This window comes from Ralstonia sp. OTU4908 (assembly GCF_038440115.1).
Lineage (GTDB): Bacteria > Pseudomonadota > Gammaproteobacteria > Burkholderiales > Burkholderiaceae > Ralstonia > Ralstonia pickettii.
The window spans coordinates 22,995-40,576 of sequence record NZ_JASATD010000026.1; the positions used below are offsets into that span (position 1 = coordinate 22,995).

Sequence of the window (17,582 nt, forward strand, 5' to 3'; positions counted from 1 at the left end):
TCCGCCGTTATGCCAGACGCCTGCCTTCGTGCTGCACCCGCTTGTCTTCGTACATCGCGACATCGGCCTCGCGCAGCGTTTCTTCCAGACGCCCGCCTTCGTGGCAGGTGGCGCAGCCCATGGAAAACCCAAGCTCCGCGCCCGGATAGAACTGGTTGTTGAGTTCGACCAACTTGCGCAGGCTTTCCACCAAGGCCGCACCGGCGTGTGCGTCGGCGCCGGGCAGCAACACGGCAAACTCGTCGCCGCCAATGCGCGCAGCGTGTGCAGGTTTGTCGATGGCCTTGCTGAGCACCTCGCCGGCGCGACGCAGCAGCGCGTCGCCTGCGGCGTGGCCGAGCTGGTCATTCACGCGCTTCAAGTCGTTCAGGTCGATCATGATGACCGTGACCGGGAACGGGCCCTTGCGCTCCAGCCGGTTGATCTCGTCTACGTAGAACGAGCGGTTCTTCAGCTTGGTGAGCACGTCGTGCTTGCCCAGATATTCCAGGTACGACTCGGCTTTCTTGCGCGCGGTGATGTCGGTCAGCGCCAGCAGCACCATGTCCCAATCCTTCTCGCGGCCGGGGAACACCGAAAACTGCAGGTGGATGTTCAGCGTGTTGCCATCCAGCCCGTAATTGACGACCTCGCGCTGCTGGAAGAGCTTGCCATCCCACAGGTCGATCAACTGCTCGCGAAAGTGCGGGCGCATGTCGTCGCGAAAGATTTCCGGCAAGCGGCCAAGCAAGTCGTTGCGGTTGCGCGCCTTGAACATCTCCAGCGTGAAGCCGTTCACGTCGAGCACCTGGATCTCCTGCATGCAGCGCTCGACAAACTCCGGATGCACATCGGTAAACGTGCGGAAATCGGTGATGCCCTGCATGCGCACTTCGTCCAGCAGCATCTTGATGGTGCTGAAGTTCTCCACCCACAGCGACACCGGTGCGTGCTCGAACACGCCGCGCGCGTAAAGCTGGCTGGCGGCGGCTCGGCGGCGGGCGTCTTCGAGTTCGGTGATGTCGTCCACGGCCACCAGCACGCGGTCCCACGGCTGATCGTGGTCAGGCAGGACAACGCCCTTGAGCAGGATGTCGAGGCGGCGGCCGTCAAGCGTGTAGTTGACGCTGCGGCTCTCGAACGACGGTTCGCCAGACCAGAGCTGCACGAGTTCGCCCACGTGGGCCTCGAGCATGTCGTCGCGCAGGACGTCGGCCAGCCGCGCAGTCAGGGTTTCGGCGTCCGGGGCGGCGTACATGGACAACGTGCGCCGGTTCACGCGCAGCACCTTGATGCAGGCCGAACAGGCCGCCACGCGTGATACGTCCTCTTCCAGAAAGCGCTGCAGGTCGGTCACGCCGGCCGCCCGCCATTGGGCAAAGAGGCGGTGCAGATCACTGTAGTCCTCCAGCCACAATGACGTGGGGGTGACATCGAAGAAATCGATCAGGTTGACACCCACAGCCGCCGGGCTGCTGACGCTATCGGACGCGGATTGCATGAATCGCTCTACGGGAACAAGAACACTTCGCAAACCTTGCGAGCGTACTGGTTTTGTGTAACACCGCGCACAGCGCCTCGCTCATCCGGAAGGATTACCCCCATGCAGGCGATGCGCTGTCAGCTGCTGCAGCGCAATACCTTGCCGAATATCCAGAAAGTTCCCCAAACGGATTTTGCGAAGCTACTCCGTATTTAGTTTTGCTTTATCTGGCGTTGTAAAAAAAGCCGCTGCTATTTTTAAGATATTTTCATGAAGCGCGTCGCGCCTTTCATTTTTTCAATGCGCGTTGCAGAAATCGCCGATCGTTCCGAGATGCGCCTGCCGCTTCGTAAATGCACATACCAAAAACTGCAAATTCCGCAGCAGATTCTCTCGCACGTGATTTAAAAAACTTCGTCTCGATTCGCAGGCCGTTTCCTCCAGAATCCGTGCATCCCGTGCGCGGGCTGTGATTTGCACCGCGCAAGAAGCGGGTAATTCCTTGTCCCGATTCTGCGGCCTGCCCCCCGATTTTCTCTTGAGCCCTGGGCCGCGGATTCGTTTTCCAACTCAGGAGAAATGCAATGCGGGATTCGACAACCCACCGTCGTACGGCCACGACACATACCGGGCGCGCCTCCAACGCCCGGACACGTCGCTCGTTCAAGCTGGCACTCGTGGCACAGGCTGCGGCCGCGCTGATTCTGGCCGCGTGCGGCGGCGGCGGAGATGACGCGCTCACGCCGGCCGGCGGCAAGCTGGACGCAAACGGCTCGCAGCAGCAGGGCAATACCAACACCGGCAACACGAATGCACCAGCGCCGGCAGTCGACGCAACGGTGCCGCCGGTTGAACTGCCGGACTACATCAGGCCGGTCAACTACAAGCTGTGGTTCCGCCCGAGCGCAGACCTGAACAGCTTCTCGGGCCGCGCCGATGTGGAGATCAAGGTCACCAAGCAAACCGGTGCCGTGACGCTGGCCGTGCGCGACCTGAAGCTCGACGGCTCGCGCCTGACGCTCACGCCCACCTCGGGCAACGGCGCGGCGCGTGTGCTCGTGCCGATTCCGCAATCGCAAGGGGCCTTCTATGACCTGCGCGACCCGACCGGAGACATCAAGCCCGGCAACTACGTGCTGCACATGGAGTGGACGGGCACGATCAACTTCACCAAGGCCGAGGGCATCTTCAAGCTGGGCCTGCAGGCGGCAACGGGTGAGAGCTCGGACGCCATCGTCACGCAAGGCGAGTCGAACTTCGCGCGCGAGTGGTTCCCGAGCTGGGATGAGCCGGCCTTCCGCAACACCTTCGAGGTGACGGCGGAAATTCCGGGCGACTGGAAGGCCGTGGCCAACGGGAGACAGACGGGCGCCACCAAGCTGCCGGATGGCTATCAGCAGGTGTCGTTTGCCAAGACACCGTCGATGCCGGCGTACCTGCTGTTCTTCGGCGGCGGCAAGTTCGACATCCTGGAAGACCAGTTCACCAACCCGCTCGACGGCAGCAGCATGCGCCTGCGCTGGTGGGTGCCGCCCGGCGAGGCGCACTCGGCGGTCTCCGGCATGCAGTTCACCAAGGAAGCGCTGAACCACTACTACAACTACTTCCAGATCCCGCTGCCGTTCGACAAGATGGACACCATCGTCGCCAACGACAGCTACAACAACAAGAATGCCGGCTTTGGCGGCATGGAGAACTGGGGCGCCATCTTCGAGTTTGCCGACCAGGTGCTGGTGCCGCCCGATGGCGCACCGACAACGGTCCACTCGATGGGCAAGGCGCGCTCGTTCGTCGTGGTGTCGCATGAACTGGCGCACCAATGGTTTGGCGACCTCGTCACGCTGGACTGGTGGGACGATATCTGGCTGAACGAGTCCTTCGCCAACTGGTTCGAGAACGTCACCAAGATCGCGCTGCACCCCGAGTTCCAAGGCAACACATGGGCCGACTATGCAGCTGTCAAGCAGCGCGTCTACACGTTGGACCTGCAGCCTACCGCCGTACCGGTACAGCACAACCTGAGCGATGCCGGCTCGATGGACTTCCTCGACCGCTTTGCCTACAACAAGGGCGGCCATGTCCTGCAGATGCTCGAGAACTACATCGGCAAGGACGCCATGCGCAAGGGTCTGCAGAGCTACCTGAACAAGTACAAGTTCGGTAACGGTACGCCGCCGCGCCTGTGGGCAGAACTGGAAGCGGCCAGCGGCAAGCCGGTGGGCAAGGTGGGCGACAGCTTCGTGCGCCAGACCGGCCTGCCGCTCGTCACCATCGATGCGCAGTGCAATCCGGTCACCAACCAGAACGTGCTGACGATCACGCAGAAGGCCTTCCCGAACAAGAACGTCTATTCGGGCTACCAGTGGAACGTGCCGCTCACGTTGGCCTACGGCGACAATTTTGGTCAGTCGCAGACCATCGTGCTCGACCAGCAGACCGCGCAGGTCACGCTGCCGACGTGCTCGGCCGTGCTGGCCAACCCCTCGGGCCTGGACTACTACGTGACCAACTACAGCCCGACGCTGTGGAGCAACCTGCTGGCGCAGGCCGGCGCCATCAGCAGCGATGCGACCAAGACCAACATCGCAGGCGATGCCACGCAGTTGTATAACGCGCAGCTCATCACCAAGGCGCAGTACGACCAGATCGTCGGTATCAAGAACTTCCAGCCTGCGGTGGCAACACTGGCCGCCCAGTCTGTGAAGCCGACCGGCTCGCTGCAACCGCAAGCGGTGCAGTTGCAGGAAATGCAGTCGATGGATCGCCCGATCCACACGTTCCGCTACGAAGGTCTCATGAAGCATCTGACCGACATCAAGCGGTAAGCACCAAAGCAAGCGGGCCGCGTCTTACGATGCGGCCCGCTGCAAGGGTGGCTCCTGATTTCCGGCGGACACGGTCCGCCGTTTTTCATGCGCGCGTCAGACGATTCTCAACCGGTGCGATGCAGGAAGGTGGCCTGGATCACGTCGGTCATCCAGATGGCGCTGTCGCCGGTCTGGCCGTGCTCCAGCACCTTGACGGCGCTTTCGAACAGCACGCTGGCCAGCGCATCGGAAGCCACGATCTCGATGCGCACGCGCGGCACGAACTCCGTCAGGTCTTCCTTGATGGAATGCGCGCCGGCCTGTGAAGCCGTTGGCGGATAGGCATTCACCTCGGCCACCGTCATGCCCGGGAAACCGGGGCAAACGCGCAGCGCTTCATGCATGCGTTCCAGCAGTTGCGGGCGCACTACGATGCGGATTTCCTTCATGCCTTCGACTCCTCATCAAACCATTTGTACAGCGTGGGCAGCATCACCAGCGTCAGCAGCGTGCAGGTCAGCAGACCGCCGATCACCACGATGGCCAGCGGCCGTTGCACTTCCGAGCCCGGCCCTGTGGCAAACAAGAACGGGATCAGGCCCAGCATGGCTACCGTGGCCGTCATCATCACGGGGCGGAAACGCATGCGCGAGCCCAGCCGCACGGATTCCTCCACCGACATGCCTTGCTCGCGCAGACTGCGGATCGTGCTGACGAGCACCACGCCGTTGAGCACCGCGATACCCCATAGCGCCACAAACCCCACCGATGCCGGCACGGAGAGGTACTCACCCGTGACGAACAGGCCGATGATCCCGCCCACCGAGGCAAACGGCAGCACCAGAATGATCAGCGTGGCATAGCGCACGGAGTTGAACAGCAGGAAGAGCAGGAAGAAGATGGCCGCCACCGTGATCGGCACGATCACCTTCAGGTGGCCCATGGCGCGTTCCATGTTCTGGAACTGGCCGCCGCACTCCAGGTAGTAGCCCTCGGGCAGCTTGACCTTCTGCGCGACGGCCGCCTGCAGCTCGGCTACGAAGCCGCCCAAGTCGCGGTCGCGCACATTCACGCCCACCACCACGCGGCGCTTGCCCAGCTCACGGCTGATCTGCGCGGGGCCGTCGGTCACATCGATGCGGGCGATGCTTTCCATCGGCACCTGTGCGCCATTGGGGGCGGCCACGATCAGGTTGCGGATGGCCTCTACGCTGCCGCGATACGCGTCCGGCAAGCGCACCACCGCGCTGAAGCGGCGCTCGCCCTCGAAGATTTCCGTGGCTTCCTTGCCGCCGATGGCGGTCTCGATCACGTTGTGCACGTCGGCCGCATTCAGGCCGTAGCGTGCAATGGCCTGGCGGTCGATCGCGATCTGCAGGTATTGCTGACCGGTAATGCGTTCCACTCGCATGTCCTGCGCGCCCTGGATGCCCTGTGCCACCTTGGCAATCGCCTCGGCCTTCTCGCGCAGTGTGTTGAGGTCATCGCCGAACACCTTGATGGCGACATCGGAACGCACGCCGGTCACCATCTCGTCCACGCGATCGGAAATCGGCTGTGCCATGACGATCTGCACGCCGGGCAGCACCTGCAGCGCCTTGCGCATCGCCTCGGCAATGTCGTCCTGGTTCCAGCCCTTGGGCCATTCATCGCGCGGCTTGAGTGAGACGATCGGCGTCGACTCGTTCTGGCCCTGCGGGTCGGCCGGAGACTCGCCGCGGCCCACGCCGGAGACGGCCGACTTCACGCCCGGCACCTGCATCACCAGGCGCATGGCTTCCATCTCCATGCGGATCGACTCTTCCAGCGAGATGTTCGGCGCGCGGTTGATGCCTGGCACCACCGAGCCCTCCTTCATCTCCGGAATGAACGCCGTGCCCAGAAACGGAATCAGCGCGCCCGTGGCCAGGAACACGGCCACGGCCACGATGACGGTCTTGCGGCCGTTGTTCAGGCTCAACTCCAGCAAGCGCAGATACGGCTTCTTCATCTTGCGGATCAGCCACGTGTCATGCGCGTCGTGCTCGGCGTGGGGGTCTTCGCTGTGCTCACCTTCCACGTGCTTGTGCACCTTGGGCTTGAGCAGATACGACGACAACACCGGCGTCAGCGTGAGCGACAGCACCAGCGAGAAAAACAGCGCAATCGCAATCGTGAAGGCCAGCGGCGCAAACATCTTGCCTTCCATGCCCTCCAGCGTCATCAGCGGCAGGAACACCAGGATGATGATGCCCACGCCAAAGATCACGGGCGTCGCCACTTCCGTCACGGCATGGAGGATGATGCGCGCGCGACTCTCGCTCGGGTCGCGCGGCTTAGCGAGGTGCGCGAACGCGTTTTCCACCACGACCACCGAGCCATCGACCATCAAGCCGATGGCGATCGCCAATCCGCCCAATGACATCAGATTGGCCGAGATGCCGAGCTTGTTCATCGCCATGAACGTCAACAGCGGCGTAAGGATCAGCGTGCCGACCACGATGAGCGATGAACGGATGTCGCCCAGGAACAGCAACAGCACGATCACCACCAGCACCACGCCTTCGGCCAGCACCTTGATGACGGTCTGCAAGGCCGAATCCACCAGCTCCGAACGCTCGTAGTACGGCACGATCTTCAGGCCGTCGGGCAGCATGCCGTCGTTGTTGATGGCCTTCACGCGATCCTGGATGCGGGCGACCACTTCCTTCGCGTTGCCGCCGCGCATCATCATCACGACGCCGCCGACGGATTCCGTCACGCCGTTCTTGACCACCGCCCCCGCGCGCACCGCCGTGCCGATCTTTACCTCGGCCACGTCGCGAATCGTGAGCGGTGTGCCATTGACCTCCTTGAGCACGATGGCGCCAATGTCGTTGGTGTCGCGCACCAAACCCACGCCGCGGATCAGGTACTGCTCCGCAAAGTGCGGGAGCACCCCGCCGCCCGAGTTGGCGTTGTTGGCGGCCAGCGCCTCGAACACCTGCTTGACCGTCACGTTGTGATGGCGCAGGCGCTCCGGATTGACGAGCACCTGGTACTGCTTCTCGTAGCCGCCCTGCGAGTTGATCTCGGCCACGCCCGGAATGGAGCGCAGCAGCGGCCGCACCACCCAGTCCTGCGCAATGCGCCGCTGGGTGAGTTCCTCCACTGAAAGCGCCTTGTCGCCATCATCCGGTTTGTCGAGCGTGTACTGATACACCTCGCCCAGGCCCGTCGATACGGGGCCGAGCACCGGCGTCACGCCCGTCGGCATGCGCGACTGCACCTCGATCAACCGCTCCATCACGAGCTGGCGCGCGAAGTACACATCGGTCTCGTCGGTAAAGACGAGCGTGATGAGCGACAGGCCCGGCTTGTTGAGCGAGCGCATCTCGGTCAGCGCCGGCAGGCCGGTCATCGCCATTTCCACCGGCACGGTCACAAAGCGTTCGACCTCCTCCGGCGAGCGCCCCGGCGCTTCCGTAGCGATCTGCACCTGCACATTGGTCACGTCCGGAAACGCGTCAAGCGACAACTTGCGTGCGGCATCCAACCCGAAAAACAGCAGCACGGCGGCAATCACCGCCACCACGAGCCGTTGCTTGAGCGCGCCGCGAATCAATGCGTCGATCATGCGCCCTCCATCTCGGCGCGCTTGCGCTCGTTGTTCAGATGGAAGCCGCCTTCAACGACGATGGGCTGCCCGGCCTGCACGCCGGAAACCACCGGGCGCACGCCGTTCGATTCATCGCCCAGCTTGACCGGCGTGAGCTGGTAGTTCGTCTCGCTGGCGCGCACGAACACGTAGTCGCGGTTGTCCTCACGCACCACGGCGGAAGTCGGCACCACCACGCGTTCTTCCGGGCGCGACTGGATGATCAGCGTGGCCAGCATCGACGGCTTGAGCGTGCGCTCTGCGTTGTCCACTTCGGTGCGCACCGTGACCGTACGCGTCTGCGGGTCAACAATGTCCGACACCCAGATCAGCTTGCCGACAATGCGGTCGCCCGCGCCGGTATCGATCTCCACGGCCTGGCCTGCGCGCACGCCCGCAGCGGCGTTTTCGGGCACTTCACCCACCACCCACACGCGCGACAGATCGGCCACGGTGAACAGCTCATCGGCCGGCTGCACCACTTGGCCGCGCGTTACCTTGCGCTCCACCACCGTGCCGCCGATGCTCGCCACCACGGGCGAGATCGACGACATGCCGCTCGTGCGCATCTTCGCCAGCGTGCCGGGCGACACGCCCATCACGCGCAATTGGTCGACGGCCGCGCGCACTTCGGCATCGGCCATCGCCAGTTCGCTCTGTCGCTTCTGGAGTTCGGCCGAGCCGATCACGTCGGCAGCCAGCAGCAGCTTGGCGCGTTCCAGCGCACGCGCCTGCAGGTCGCGCTGCGCTGCAGCCTTCTGATAGGCGAGCTGCGCGGCGCCAAGCTCCGTGCTGTGCAGTTGCGCGAGGATGTCGCCTGCCTTCACGCTCTGCCCCGGCGTGGCGACCAGCTCGGTCACACGCCCTGTGACGGTGGCACCGATGCGCGCCACGCGCTGTTCGTCAAATGCTATCTGTCCCGGCACGCGCAGGTGCTCGGCAATCGGCTGCTTGCCCACCGGCGCCACTTTCAGGCGCTGCACCAGCGTGGGCTGTGCAACCACGAGGTTCGGGTCAACGGCCTGTTGTGCGGCCTTGGCATCGTTGGCGGCATCTTTGCCGCAGGCGCCCAGCAACAGCATCGCCGCCAGGGCAACGCCGACCAGCCGGATCGAAGAAGAGAAACAAGAAGGTACGGTCATGGTCTGGTTGGATTCGTGAGTTCGGGAGGCAACGCGATGGCTGGGGCTTTTCATGGGGCCTCCGGGCGCAGGCGGTCGAGTTCAACGGCGGCGGTGCGCAGGTCTGCGCGTGCGGCAATCAGGTCATTGCGTGCCTGGCGGAAGACGCGCTGGGCATCGAGGTAGTCGAGAATCCCGCGCTCGCCGTGGCGGTATGCGGCTTCGGCCACGCGCAGCGCCGATTCGGCCTGCTTGATGACGCCGGATTCGAGCGCGCTGACTTGCGACTCCGCAATCTCGTATTGGCGATAGGCCGATTCCACTGCTTGGCGCGTGCGCAACTCCCGGTCGCGCAACAGGGCGCGGGCGCGTTCGCGGGCGGCCACGGCTTCACCGACGGGACCATCGCGGCGGTCGAACAGCGGAATCGACATCACCAAGCCCACGCGGCTGTCCTGCAGATCGGGCTGACGGTCGACCGACCCGCGCAGCGCCAGCGACGGCCAACGCTGGCTGCGCTCGTGCGCAAGACGCGCTTCGGCCTCGCGCACGGCGGCGCGGTCGGCTTCCAGCTCTGGATGCGTGGCGAGCACCGTGCTAACCAGATCGGCCAGCGGCGGCAGATGCGCGACCGGAGGCGTTTCCGCACCGGCATCGACATCGAACGTCTGCGGCAGATCGGCACCCACGGCGCGGCGCAGTTCAGCCAGCGCCTGCTGCACACGCAGTGCGGCGGCCTGCTCGTTGCGCTGCGCGTTGAGCAACTCCGCGTCGCCACGGATGAGTTCGTAGCGCGGGGCTTCGCCGGTTTCCACCCGCACGGCCACGCCACGGCGGATCTGCTCGACCAGCGTCACGTCTTCGCGCGCGTTGCGCTGCTCGGCCTCGCGGCGCACCACGTCGTAAAAGCGCAGCTTGAGATCGGCTTCCACGTCCCGCGCCTGCGACCGGGCGGTCGCTTGCGACGCTTCGTACGCGGCGTCGGCGGCTTGCGTACGGGCGGCGCGCTGCCACGGCAAATCGAGCTTTTGCGTGATCGACACGCTATTTGTGCGGCCTTCCGCCGCACCCGACATGCGGGCACGCTGGCGGCCGGCCATGGCTTCCACCTCGGGGTTGGGCCAGGCGCGTGCGGTGGCGATGCCCGCCTGCGCAGCCTGCACCTGCGCCTGTGAAGCGGCGAGTGCCGGGTGGTTGGCGCGGGCCAGTTCCAGCAACTGCCGCAAGGTGTAGCGCGGCTGCGGGAGCGCCTCGTCGGCACGGGCGGTGGCGGTCTGGGCACTACGTGGCGACGGTGTCGGGGGCGCTGCATTGGCATGGACAGCCATCGCGGTCAGCACAGCGGAAAGAACAGCACGTCGCGACGCGCGCGCGCCTGCTGCGGGGCGCGGGCTGGCCGCATCCTGATTGGACAACATCCGAAATCATCCTGAAAAAGAAGAACAGGCAAGTGCGAACGCCCAGCCGGTCAACGGGCCGGTTGGCGCAGCACTAGCAACTCAAGGGGATGGTTTCCGGCGAATGCCGGAGATCAGACGCGTGCGGGCGGACGCAGCATCGGGGCCGGCGTGGGACCAGCCTGGAACGGAGGAAGCGAAACACGGACACGCGCAACACGCAGGCCGGGCGTCAACACCATGGGCGGCGGCGGCGGCCAGAGTTCTGGCGCGTCGCTGGGGTGATCGGGGGCGGCGGCGCTGGTGGTGGGCGCATCGGGCGCATCGGGAGCGTGCGCAACCCAGTGTTCGACGCTGAAGCACTGGCCGGGCTGCTTGACCGTCTTGCCAAGCGCGACCTTGATGGCACGCTCAAAGCCCTTGCTGGGCTTGGCAGCGGGCAGCGCTTCACCCGGCACGTCGTCAACCACGGCTTCGATGGCTTCAAGCGCGTCGTCCGCAGCCTGGCCATCGGGAAAGTGTGTGGCCGAAAACACCGACACCGTAAACAACAGACACCAGATCGTGACGACCCACCGTACGCCGCGCGCACGCGACAGGACGCCCCGCGCGGTGGCGCGAGACAACGTCGGCAAGGCGGAGGAAAGATTCGTCACAAACATGGGCTCCGAATACTATCGGAAAAATGCTGCATCTACACACAACGTCAGGCAGATCGCCCGGATATCAATCGGAATCGACCTGACTTTTGCGAATCCGTTCCATTTCAGGCCAATGCGCACGCACCCAATCGTCCAGGCCGACGAGCGTGCGGTTGAGCGATTCACCGAGCGGGCTAAGACGATATTCGACGTGCGGGGGGACGCTGTCGTAGATGGTGCGCAGGATAAGGCCGTTGGCTTCCAGCTCGCGCAGCGTCTGCGTGAGCATTTTTTGCGAGATGCCGTTGCCCACGCGGCGCAGGAGTTCGTTGTTGCGCACGGGGCCGTTTTCCAGCGCCGGAAAGATGCGCAGCGCCCATTTGCCAGCGATCAGCTCGAGCGCGCGCATGGACGGGCAGGCGTCCACGGTGCCTTCAGCGGGACTTCCCGGCGTGGACGAAGAGGACGGGGCCAGGTTGTCGGCCATGGGGCCTCCGGAACACGATTGGGATACGCGTCACCGTACCGCCAATCGTGCGACCCTGCAATGCAGCCCGTCAGTCGAGCTGGCCCTGGCAGACGTACTTGCTGTCGAGCTAATCGTCCACGCAAGAGCGCATACCTTGTCCGCGTGAACGATCCAGTCGATGAAGATCAGTGAGCAGCAACGTGCGCGGCAATCGCCTCGCCCACCTGCGTGGTATTGGCGGTGCCGCCCAGGTCAGGCGTGCGCGGGCCGTCCTTGAGCACCGCTTCGATGGCCGCGACGATGGCGTCGTGCGCCGCACGCCCCGCGCCCTGCCCTTGCGTCAGGAAATCCAGCATCAAGGCGCCCGACCAGATCATTGCAATCGGGTTGGCGATGTTCTTGCCGTAGATGTCCGGCGCCGAGCCGTGCACGGGCTCGAACAGCGACGGGAACGTGCGATCGGGGTTCAGGTTGGCGGAAGGGGCCAGGCCGATCGTGCCGGTGGTGGCGGGGCCAAGATCGGACAGGATGTCGCCGAATAAATTAGTGGCAGCCACCACGTCGAAGCGGCCCGGCTGCAGCACGAAGCGCGCGGTCAGGATGTCGATGTGCTGCTTGTCGAGCGTGACGTCGGGATAGTGTTGCGCGACTTCCTCCGCGCGCTTGTCCCACCACGGCATGCTGATGGCGATGCCGTTGCTCTTGGTGGCGAGCGTCACGTGCTTGCGCGGGCGGCTTTGTGCAAGGTCGAACGCGAACTTGAGCAGCCGCTCTGCACCCTTGCGCGAGTAGACCGATTCCTGGATGACGATCTCACGGTCGGTGCCTTCGAACATGATGCCGCCGAGCGACGTGTATTCGCCTTCGGTGTTCTCACGCACGACGTAGTAATCAATGTCGCCGGGCTTGCGATTGGCGAGCGGGCACGGCACGCCTTCAAACAGGCGCACGGGGCGCAGGTTGATGTACTGGTCGAACTCGCGGCGGAACTTGAGCAGCGAGCCCCACAGCGAAACGTGATCGGGCACCGTGGCGGGCCAGCCGACCGCGCCAAAGAAAATCGCGTCCATGCCCTTGAGCTGCGCCTTCCAGTCGTCGGGCATCATCTGGCCGTGCTGCTGGTAGTAGTCGCAGCTGGCCCAATCGATGGTGTGGCACTCAAGCTCGAAGCCAAAGCGCTCGGCCGCCGCCTGGATGACGCGCAGGCCTTCTGGCATGACCTCGCGGCCGATGCCGTCTCCTGGAATGATCGCGATGCGGAATGCGGGAATCATGTCGTTCCTTTTGCTTCTCTGTTAGATGGAGACCGCCGCGGAATGGGTCACCGTGCGGTCCCGCTCGTCAAGCCAGGCCGGGCGCAGTTCGGGCACCGAGTTGGCTAGTTGCTCGCAGTATGGACGATGCGGGCCACCACGATCAAAATCGGACGCCCATACCCACGCCGCCCATGGTGGTTACCTTCAGGTGCGTACTTGTTCCCGCACCGCACCGTCCTTACTCTGAGTGCATCGCAACGCATCCGCTTGCCGGCCCGGCAGCGGACACCTCGGGGGTTCCATGCTTCAAACCGCCTGGCTCTGGCTGCTGGCAGCCGGGGCTGTGGAGATCGCCATGGCGGTCTCACTCAAATTTGCGCAAGGGTGGACGCGCCCGATCCCCAGCGTGCTCGGCATCGTGACGGCGCTTGCGAGCGTCTTCCTGCTCACGCATGCCATGCGCGGCCTGCCTGCCGGCACGGCCTACGCCATCTGGACGGGCATCGGTTCGGTGGGGGTAACCGTGCTCGGCATCGTGCTCTTTGGCGAGAGCATGCAGCCCGCGCGCCTGGCCTGCATCGGGCTGGTGATTGCCGGCACCGTCGGCCTCAACTTCTTCAACGCTGCGTAAAACGTATCAGGAGCCCGGCATGACCCGCCTGCTTTATATCGAAGCCTCACCCATGAAAACGCTGTCCCACTCGATCGACGTGGCCAAGCAGTTTCTCGACGCGTACCGCACCGCGCACCCCGGCCACGAGATGGATACGATCGACTTGTGGAGCCGGGACATCGACCTGCCCGAGTTCGACGCCGACATGATAGGCGTCAAGTTTGCCGTCTTGCGCACCCAGACCGCCAAGCCGCAGCAGCGTGCGCAATGGCAGCGCGCCGTGGCGCTGGCGCAGCGGTTCAACGCGGCCGACCATTACCTCTTTTCCGTACCGATGTGGAATTTCGGGGTGCCGTATCGGCTCAAGCATTTCATTGATGTGGTGACGCTGCCGGAGCAGAACTGGAACTGGTCGCCCGCCACGGGTTATCAGGCGCTGCTCTCGGGCAAGAAGGCGGCGCTCGTCTACCCCAGCGCCGGGGCGTACGCCGCACACACCGAGGGTGCCAGCGAATCGCCGGATGATTTCCAGAAGCCCTATCTGCGCCGCTGGCTGCGTTTTCTCGGCATTGAAGATGTGACGGAGATCAGCGCCGCGCCCACGCTCACCGCGGCCGATCTGCTCGCGGCGACCAAGGCCGATGCCAAAGCGCGAGCGGCGGCGTTGGGCGCAGCCTTCTGAAATGCACGTCTGCCGACGGGGTTGACCGCGAACCAAAGTGTATCTAACATGGTTACACTTTTGTAGGTAACTCCATGTCTACCAGCAGCCGCTTCGCCGTCGCCGTGCACATCCTGACCCTGCTTGCCAGTGCGGAGGGGCCGGTGCCGTCTTCGCTCATTGCTGGCAGCGTGGGGACCAACCCGGCGCTGATCCGGCGTCTGGTGGCGCAATTGGCGGATGCCGGTTTTGTGACCTCGCAGATGGGCGCAACCGGTGGTGCCACGCTGGCGCGACCGGCAGATCGCATCACGCTGCTCGACGTCTTTCGTGTGGTGGAATCTCCGGTGCTGATTGCGCTGCCGCCCAACGCGCCCAACCCGGCGTGCGAAGTCGGTCGTGAGATCACCGGCGTGCTCGAACGCGTGACGGAACGCGCGCAGGCCGCGCTGGAAGCCGAGCTGGCTGCGCAGACCATCGCCAGCATCCTCAGCGAGGTGGGGCACGCGCAACGCCGCCGCCGTCGGGCCTAGCCGGGCCGCATATCGGCCTCTTTTTTTACCCCTATGTGTAACTGCATTAATTACATATAGCGTTTCAACCACCCAGACCAACCACAAGGAATTGACCATGAAGATCGCAATCATTGGCGCCACGGGGCGCGTGGGCACCCGCCTGATCGACGAAGCGCTGCGGCGCGGCCATCAGGTGACGGCCATTGCGCGCACCGCATCGAAGCTGCCCGCACGTGCCGGGCTCACCAACAAGGATGTCGACGTTGCCGACGAGGCGGGGCTCGTGGCAGCGCTTGCCGGCAACGATGTGGTCTACAGCACCGTGCGCTTTCTGCAGGCAAGCGCCGACCAGATCGTTGGTGGGGTGAAGAAAGCGGCCGTGCCACGCCTGCTGGTGGTGGGTGGTGCCGGCAGCCTGGAAGTGGCTCCGGGCGTGGCGTTGATCGACACGCCGCAGTTCCCCAAGGAGTACTTTGAAGAAGCATCGGCCGGCCGCGATTTCCTCAACGCGCTGCGCAAGGAAACCGAGTTGAACTGGACATTCGTGTCGCCGTCGGCCATCTTCGAGCCGGGCGAGCGCACGGGGCGCTTCCGCGTCGGCAAGGATTCACTGCTGGTGGATGCGAACGGCAAGCCCTGGATTTCGATGGAAGACTACGCCATCGCCTTCCTCGACGAAACGGAAAAGCCGGCACACCCGCGCCAGCGTTTCACGGTCGGTTACTGATCAGCGGCGGATGGGGGCACGGGGGTGCGCGCCAATCAATGACCGCGCGTGTCTGCCATGCCCGGCGGCGCATCATCGGGCTCGATCGGCTCGGGCGCGGATTCCAGCGCCGGCAGGCGGATCACGATCGCGCACCCTCTGCCTTCCGCATGCGCCAGGCCGTCTTCGATGGCCACCGAGCCGTTGCCCAATTCAACGATGCGGCGCACGATCGCCAAGCCCAGGCCGCTGCCTTGCGACTGACTGGTGCGCGGGCGGTAGAACCGCTCGAATACGCGATCGCGCTCGTCGGGCGGGATACCGGGGCCGGAATCTTCAATGCGCAGTTCGACCATGGGCACGCCCGCCTGCTCGATGCGCTTGACGGCCACGCGCACCTCGCCGCCATTGGGTGTTTCGCGCACGGCGTTGTCGAGCACGTTTTCGACCAGCGTCGCGGCGTCTTCATGCGACACCGATACCCACGCCTGGTTGGCGCCGTCATACGACAGCGTGATGTTGCGACGCTCGGCGCGCGAGGCTTGCTGAATCACGCCGCTGCGCGCACAGCCGGCCAGGTCGGAGAGCGCACCCTGCGCGAGCTGCGCCTCCACCCGGCGCGCGTCCAGCCGGGCAATGGCGAGCAGCTTGGCCAGCGACTGCGTCGCGCGTGAAATCCCGCGATCGAACTCGCGCAGGGCGGTGGAACGGTCGTCTTCGCTGTCGGAATGCGACACGACATATGCCTGCGCCTGAATGGCGGCCAGCGGCGTGCGCAGTTCGTGCGCGGCATCGGCGAAGAAACGGCGGTCCGCCTCGATACCGCGACGCACCCGCGCGAACAGGCCGTTCAGGGCTTCGACTAGCGGTTTCAACTCGGCGTGTTCGACGCTCTGCACGGGGTCAAGATCGGCAGAATCGCGCGCCTCAACCTGACGCGTGAGCGTGCGCAGCGGCTTGAGGCCCTGGTGCGCGGCCCAACCGACCATGACCATCAGCGCGCTCGCCAGGATGGCCAGCGCCACCGCCACTTCCTGGAAGAGATCGCGAATGGCGCGTTCGTAGGCGGCCAGGGGCTGGGCCACGGTGGCCGATATCTTGCCGTCAACGCTGTCGACCGTGTAGCTGCGCCACGGCTTGCCCTCCAGCATGATCTCGACGACGGTGCCGTGCGCCTTGCCGCATGGCATGGTGGGCGCACCGGGGAAGGCGGTGATGACGTTGCCGGCGCGATCGCACAGCACGTAGCGGAATTCGCCAGGCAGGATGTTGGGCAGCGACAGGCCCAGCTTGATATCGGTAAGGCGGCGCAGGAATTCTTCGCGGCGCGGCACGTCATCCATGTTGAGCGTGGTGAGGTCCGCATAGGCCTGCGCCGACATGCGCAGATCGCTCACCACCTGGCGGCTGTTGGTGCGCGAGATTTCCAGATGCGCGATGACGAGCTGCACCAGCAGCATCAACACCAGCGCCAGCAGGATCAGCACATACAGGCGGAACGACAGCGAGCGAATCCGCAGGATGGCTGGAACCGCCAACTTCATTGGGCGGCCCCGCGGTTGCCACCGATCATGTAGCCGACACCGCGAATGGTCTGGATGGTTTCGTTGCCGAGCTTGCGGCGCAGGTGGTGGATGACGACCTCCAGCGCGTTGGCGCTGACGCTGTCACCCTCACGATAGAGCGCGTCCATCAGCGTTTCGCGCGGCACCCAGCGGTGGGCGCGGCGCACAAGTTCGAGCAACAGCTGATATTCGCGCGGCGTGAGTTCGATGATCTGGCCCTCTTGCGTCACGCGCTTCTGCGAGGGCTCCACCACCAGGTTGCCGACGTTCCACTGATTGGTGCTCTGTCCCGCATGGCGGCGCAGCACGGCGCGCAGACGGGCGATGAGTTCGTCCACGGGGAACGGCTTGACGAGAAAATCATCCGCGCCGGAATCCAGGCCCTTGAGCCGTTCCGACAGCGCGTCGCGCGCGCTGGCGATGATGACGGGCACGTCGCTGTGCGCGGCACGCAGTTCTTCCAGGAACGTATGGCCTTCACCATCGGGCAACCCGAGATCGAGCACGATGGCTTCGAACGTGTTGGTGGTGATCCATTTCTGCGCGTCGACCAGGCGGCGCACCCAGGTCGCGTTGTAGCCGGCCTGACGCAGCGCGCGGGCCAGCGCCGTGCCCAACGGCAAATCGTCTTCGATGAGGAGGATGGCGTTCATGCGCGGGAATCTCGGCGGCGGTAATGACAGTAAACGGACAACCGGCACCTGGAAAACAGGCGCCGGCGAAGGTCGAAATCTACCGCAACGGACTGAGCTT

At 64.6% G+C, this 17,582-nt stretch carries 16 protein-coding genes; 6 read left to right on the top strand and 10 right to left on the bottom strand.

Annotation, left to right across the window (positions count from 1 at the left end; all coding sequences use genetic code 11):
- Window positions 1–7: 7 nt before the first annotated feature.
- Window positions 8–1,480 carry a sensor domain-containing diguanylate cyclase gene (locus tag AAHM38_RS18925; protein ID WP_116576956.1) on the bottom strand — a complete coding sequence of 491 codons (1,473 nt, stop codon included), beginning with the start codon at window positions 1,478–1,480 and terminating at the stop codon, window positions 8–10.
- Window positions 1,481–1,732: 252 nt separating this feature from the next.
- Here AAHM38_RS18925 and AAHM38_RS18930 point away from each other — a divergent pair, with 252 nt between their 5' ends.
- The gene (locus tag AAHM38_RS18930; protein ID WP_165835812.1) at window positions 1,733–1,870 is read left to right on the top strand and encodes a hypothetical protein; all 138 of its coding nucleotides are present in this window, start codon (window positions 1,733–1,735) and stop codon (window positions 1,868–1,870) included.
- Between the two features lie 176 nt (window positions 1,871–2,046).
- Window positions 2,047–4,287 (top strand): M1 family metallopeptidase, encoded by a 2,241-nt coding sequence (locus AAHM38_RS18935; RefSeq protein WP_116576955.1) that lies wholly within the window; start codon window positions 2,047–2,049, stop codon window positions 4,285–4,287.
- 107 nt (window positions 4,288–4,394) lie between these two features.
- Here AAHM38_RS18935 and AAHM38_RS18940 read toward each other — a convergent pair whose 3' ends face one another.
- The 7 genes from AAHM38_RS18940 to AAHM38_RS18970 form a co-directional block, all read right to left on the bottom strand.
- Window positions 4,395–4,718 carry a P-II family nitrogen regulator gene (locus AAHM38_RS18940; protein WP_116576954.1) on the bottom strand — a complete coding sequence of 108 codons (324 nt, stop codon included), beginning with the start codon at window positions 4,716–4,718 and terminating at the stop codon, window positions 4,395–4,397.
- The gene (locus tag AAHM38_RS18945) at window positions 4,715–7,864 is read right to left on the bottom strand and encodes an efflux RND transporter permease subunit (protein ID WP_116576953.1); all 3,150 of its coding nucleotides are present in this window, start codon (window positions 7,862–7,864) and stop codon (window positions 4,715–4,717) included. The genes AAHM38_RS18940 and AAHM38_RS18945 overlap by 4 nt, the downstream gene beginning before the upstream one ends.
- A complete protein-coding gene (locus AAHM38_RS18950; protein ID WP_116576952.1) occupies window positions 7,861–9,081 on the bottom strand; it encodes an efflux RND transporter periplasmic adaptor subunit in 1,221 nt (406 codons plus the stop codon). The genes AAHM38_RS18945 and AAHM38_RS18950 overlap by 4 nt, the downstream gene beginning before the upstream one ends.
- Window positions 9,078–10,424 (bottom strand): TolC family protein, encoded by a 1,347-nt coding sequence (locus AAHM38_RS18955; protein WP_116576951.1) that lies wholly within the window; start codon window positions 10,422–10,424, stop codon window positions 9,078–9,080. The genes AAHM38_RS18950 and AAHM38_RS18955 overlap by 4 nt, the downstream gene beginning before the upstream one ends.
- A 113-nt stretch (window positions 10,425–10,537) precedes the next feature.
- Window positions 10,538–11,065, bottom strand: a complete 528-nt coding sequence (locus AAHM38_RS18960; RefSeq protein ID WP_116576950.1) for a hypothetical protein — start codon at window positions 11,063–11,065, stop codon at window positions 10,538–10,540.
- A 64-nt stretch (window positions 11,066–11,129) separates the two neighbouring features.
- Complete coding sequence (locus tag AAHM38_RS18965; protein ID WP_116576949.1) at window positions 11,130–11,531, bottom strand: winged helix-turn-helix transcriptional regulator; 402 nt, start codon at window positions 11,529–11,531, stop codon at window positions 11,130–11,132.
- A 167-nt stretch (window positions 11,532–11,698) separates the two neighbouring features.
- Window positions 11,699–12,787: a tartrate dehydrogenase gene (locus tag AAHM38_RS18970; protein ID WP_116576948.1), complete on the bottom strand. Its 1,089-nt coding sequence runs from the start codon at window positions 12,785–12,787 to the stop codon at window positions 11,699–11,701.
- Between the two features lie 283 nt (window positions 12,788–13,070).
- Here AAHM38_RS18970 and AAHM38_RS18975 point away from each other — a divergent pair, with 283 nt between their 5' ends.
- From AAHM38_RS18975 to AAHM38_RS18990, 4 genes are all read left to right on the top strand, one after another.
- Window positions 13,071–13,400 (top strand): DMT family transporter, encoded by a 330-nt coding sequence (locus AAHM38_RS18975; protein ID WP_024541774.1) that lies wholly within the window; start codon window positions 13,071–13,073, stop codon window positions 13,398–13,400.
- A gap of 19 nt (window positions 13,401–13,419) precedes the next feature.
- Complete coding sequence (locus AAHM38_RS18980) at window positions 13,420–14,064, top strand: FMN-dependent NADH-azoreductase (protein ID WP_116576947.1); 645 nt, start codon at window positions 13,420–13,422, stop codon at window positions 14,062–14,064.
- 74 nt (window positions 14,065–14,138) lie between these two features.
- Window positions 14,139–14,576 (top strand): Rrf2 family transcriptional regulator, encoded by a 438-nt coding sequence (locus tag AAHM38_RS18985; RefSeq protein WP_102065315.1) that lies wholly within the window; start codon window positions 14,139–14,141, stop codon window positions 14,574–14,576.
- 97 nt (window positions 14,577–14,673) lie between these two features.
- Window positions 14,674–15,285 (top strand): NAD(P)-dependent oxidoreductase, encoded by a 612-nt coding sequence (locus tag AAHM38_RS18990; protein WP_116576946.1) that lies wholly within the window; start codon window positions 14,674–14,676, stop codon window positions 15,283–15,285.
- A 35-nt stretch (window positions 15,286–15,320) separates the two neighbouring features.
- Here the strand turns inward: AAHM38_RS18990 and AAHM38_RS18995 are convergent, their stop codons facing one another.
- Window positions 15,321–16,808 (bottom strand): ATP-binding protein, encoded by a 1,488-nt coding sequence (locus AAHM38_RS18995; protein ID WP_116576945.1) that lies wholly within the window; start codon window positions 16,806–16,808, stop codon window positions 15,321–15,323.
- Window positions 16,805–17,482, bottom strand: coding sequence for a response regulator (locus tag AAHM38_RS19000; RefSeq protein ID WP_027679979.1), 678 nt, complete (start codon window positions 17,480–17,482; stop codon window positions 16,805–16,807). Before AAHM38_RS19000 ends, AAHM38_RS18995 begins: the two co-directional genes overlap by 4 nt.
- Between the last annotated feature and the right edge of the window lie 100 nt (window positions 17,483–17,582).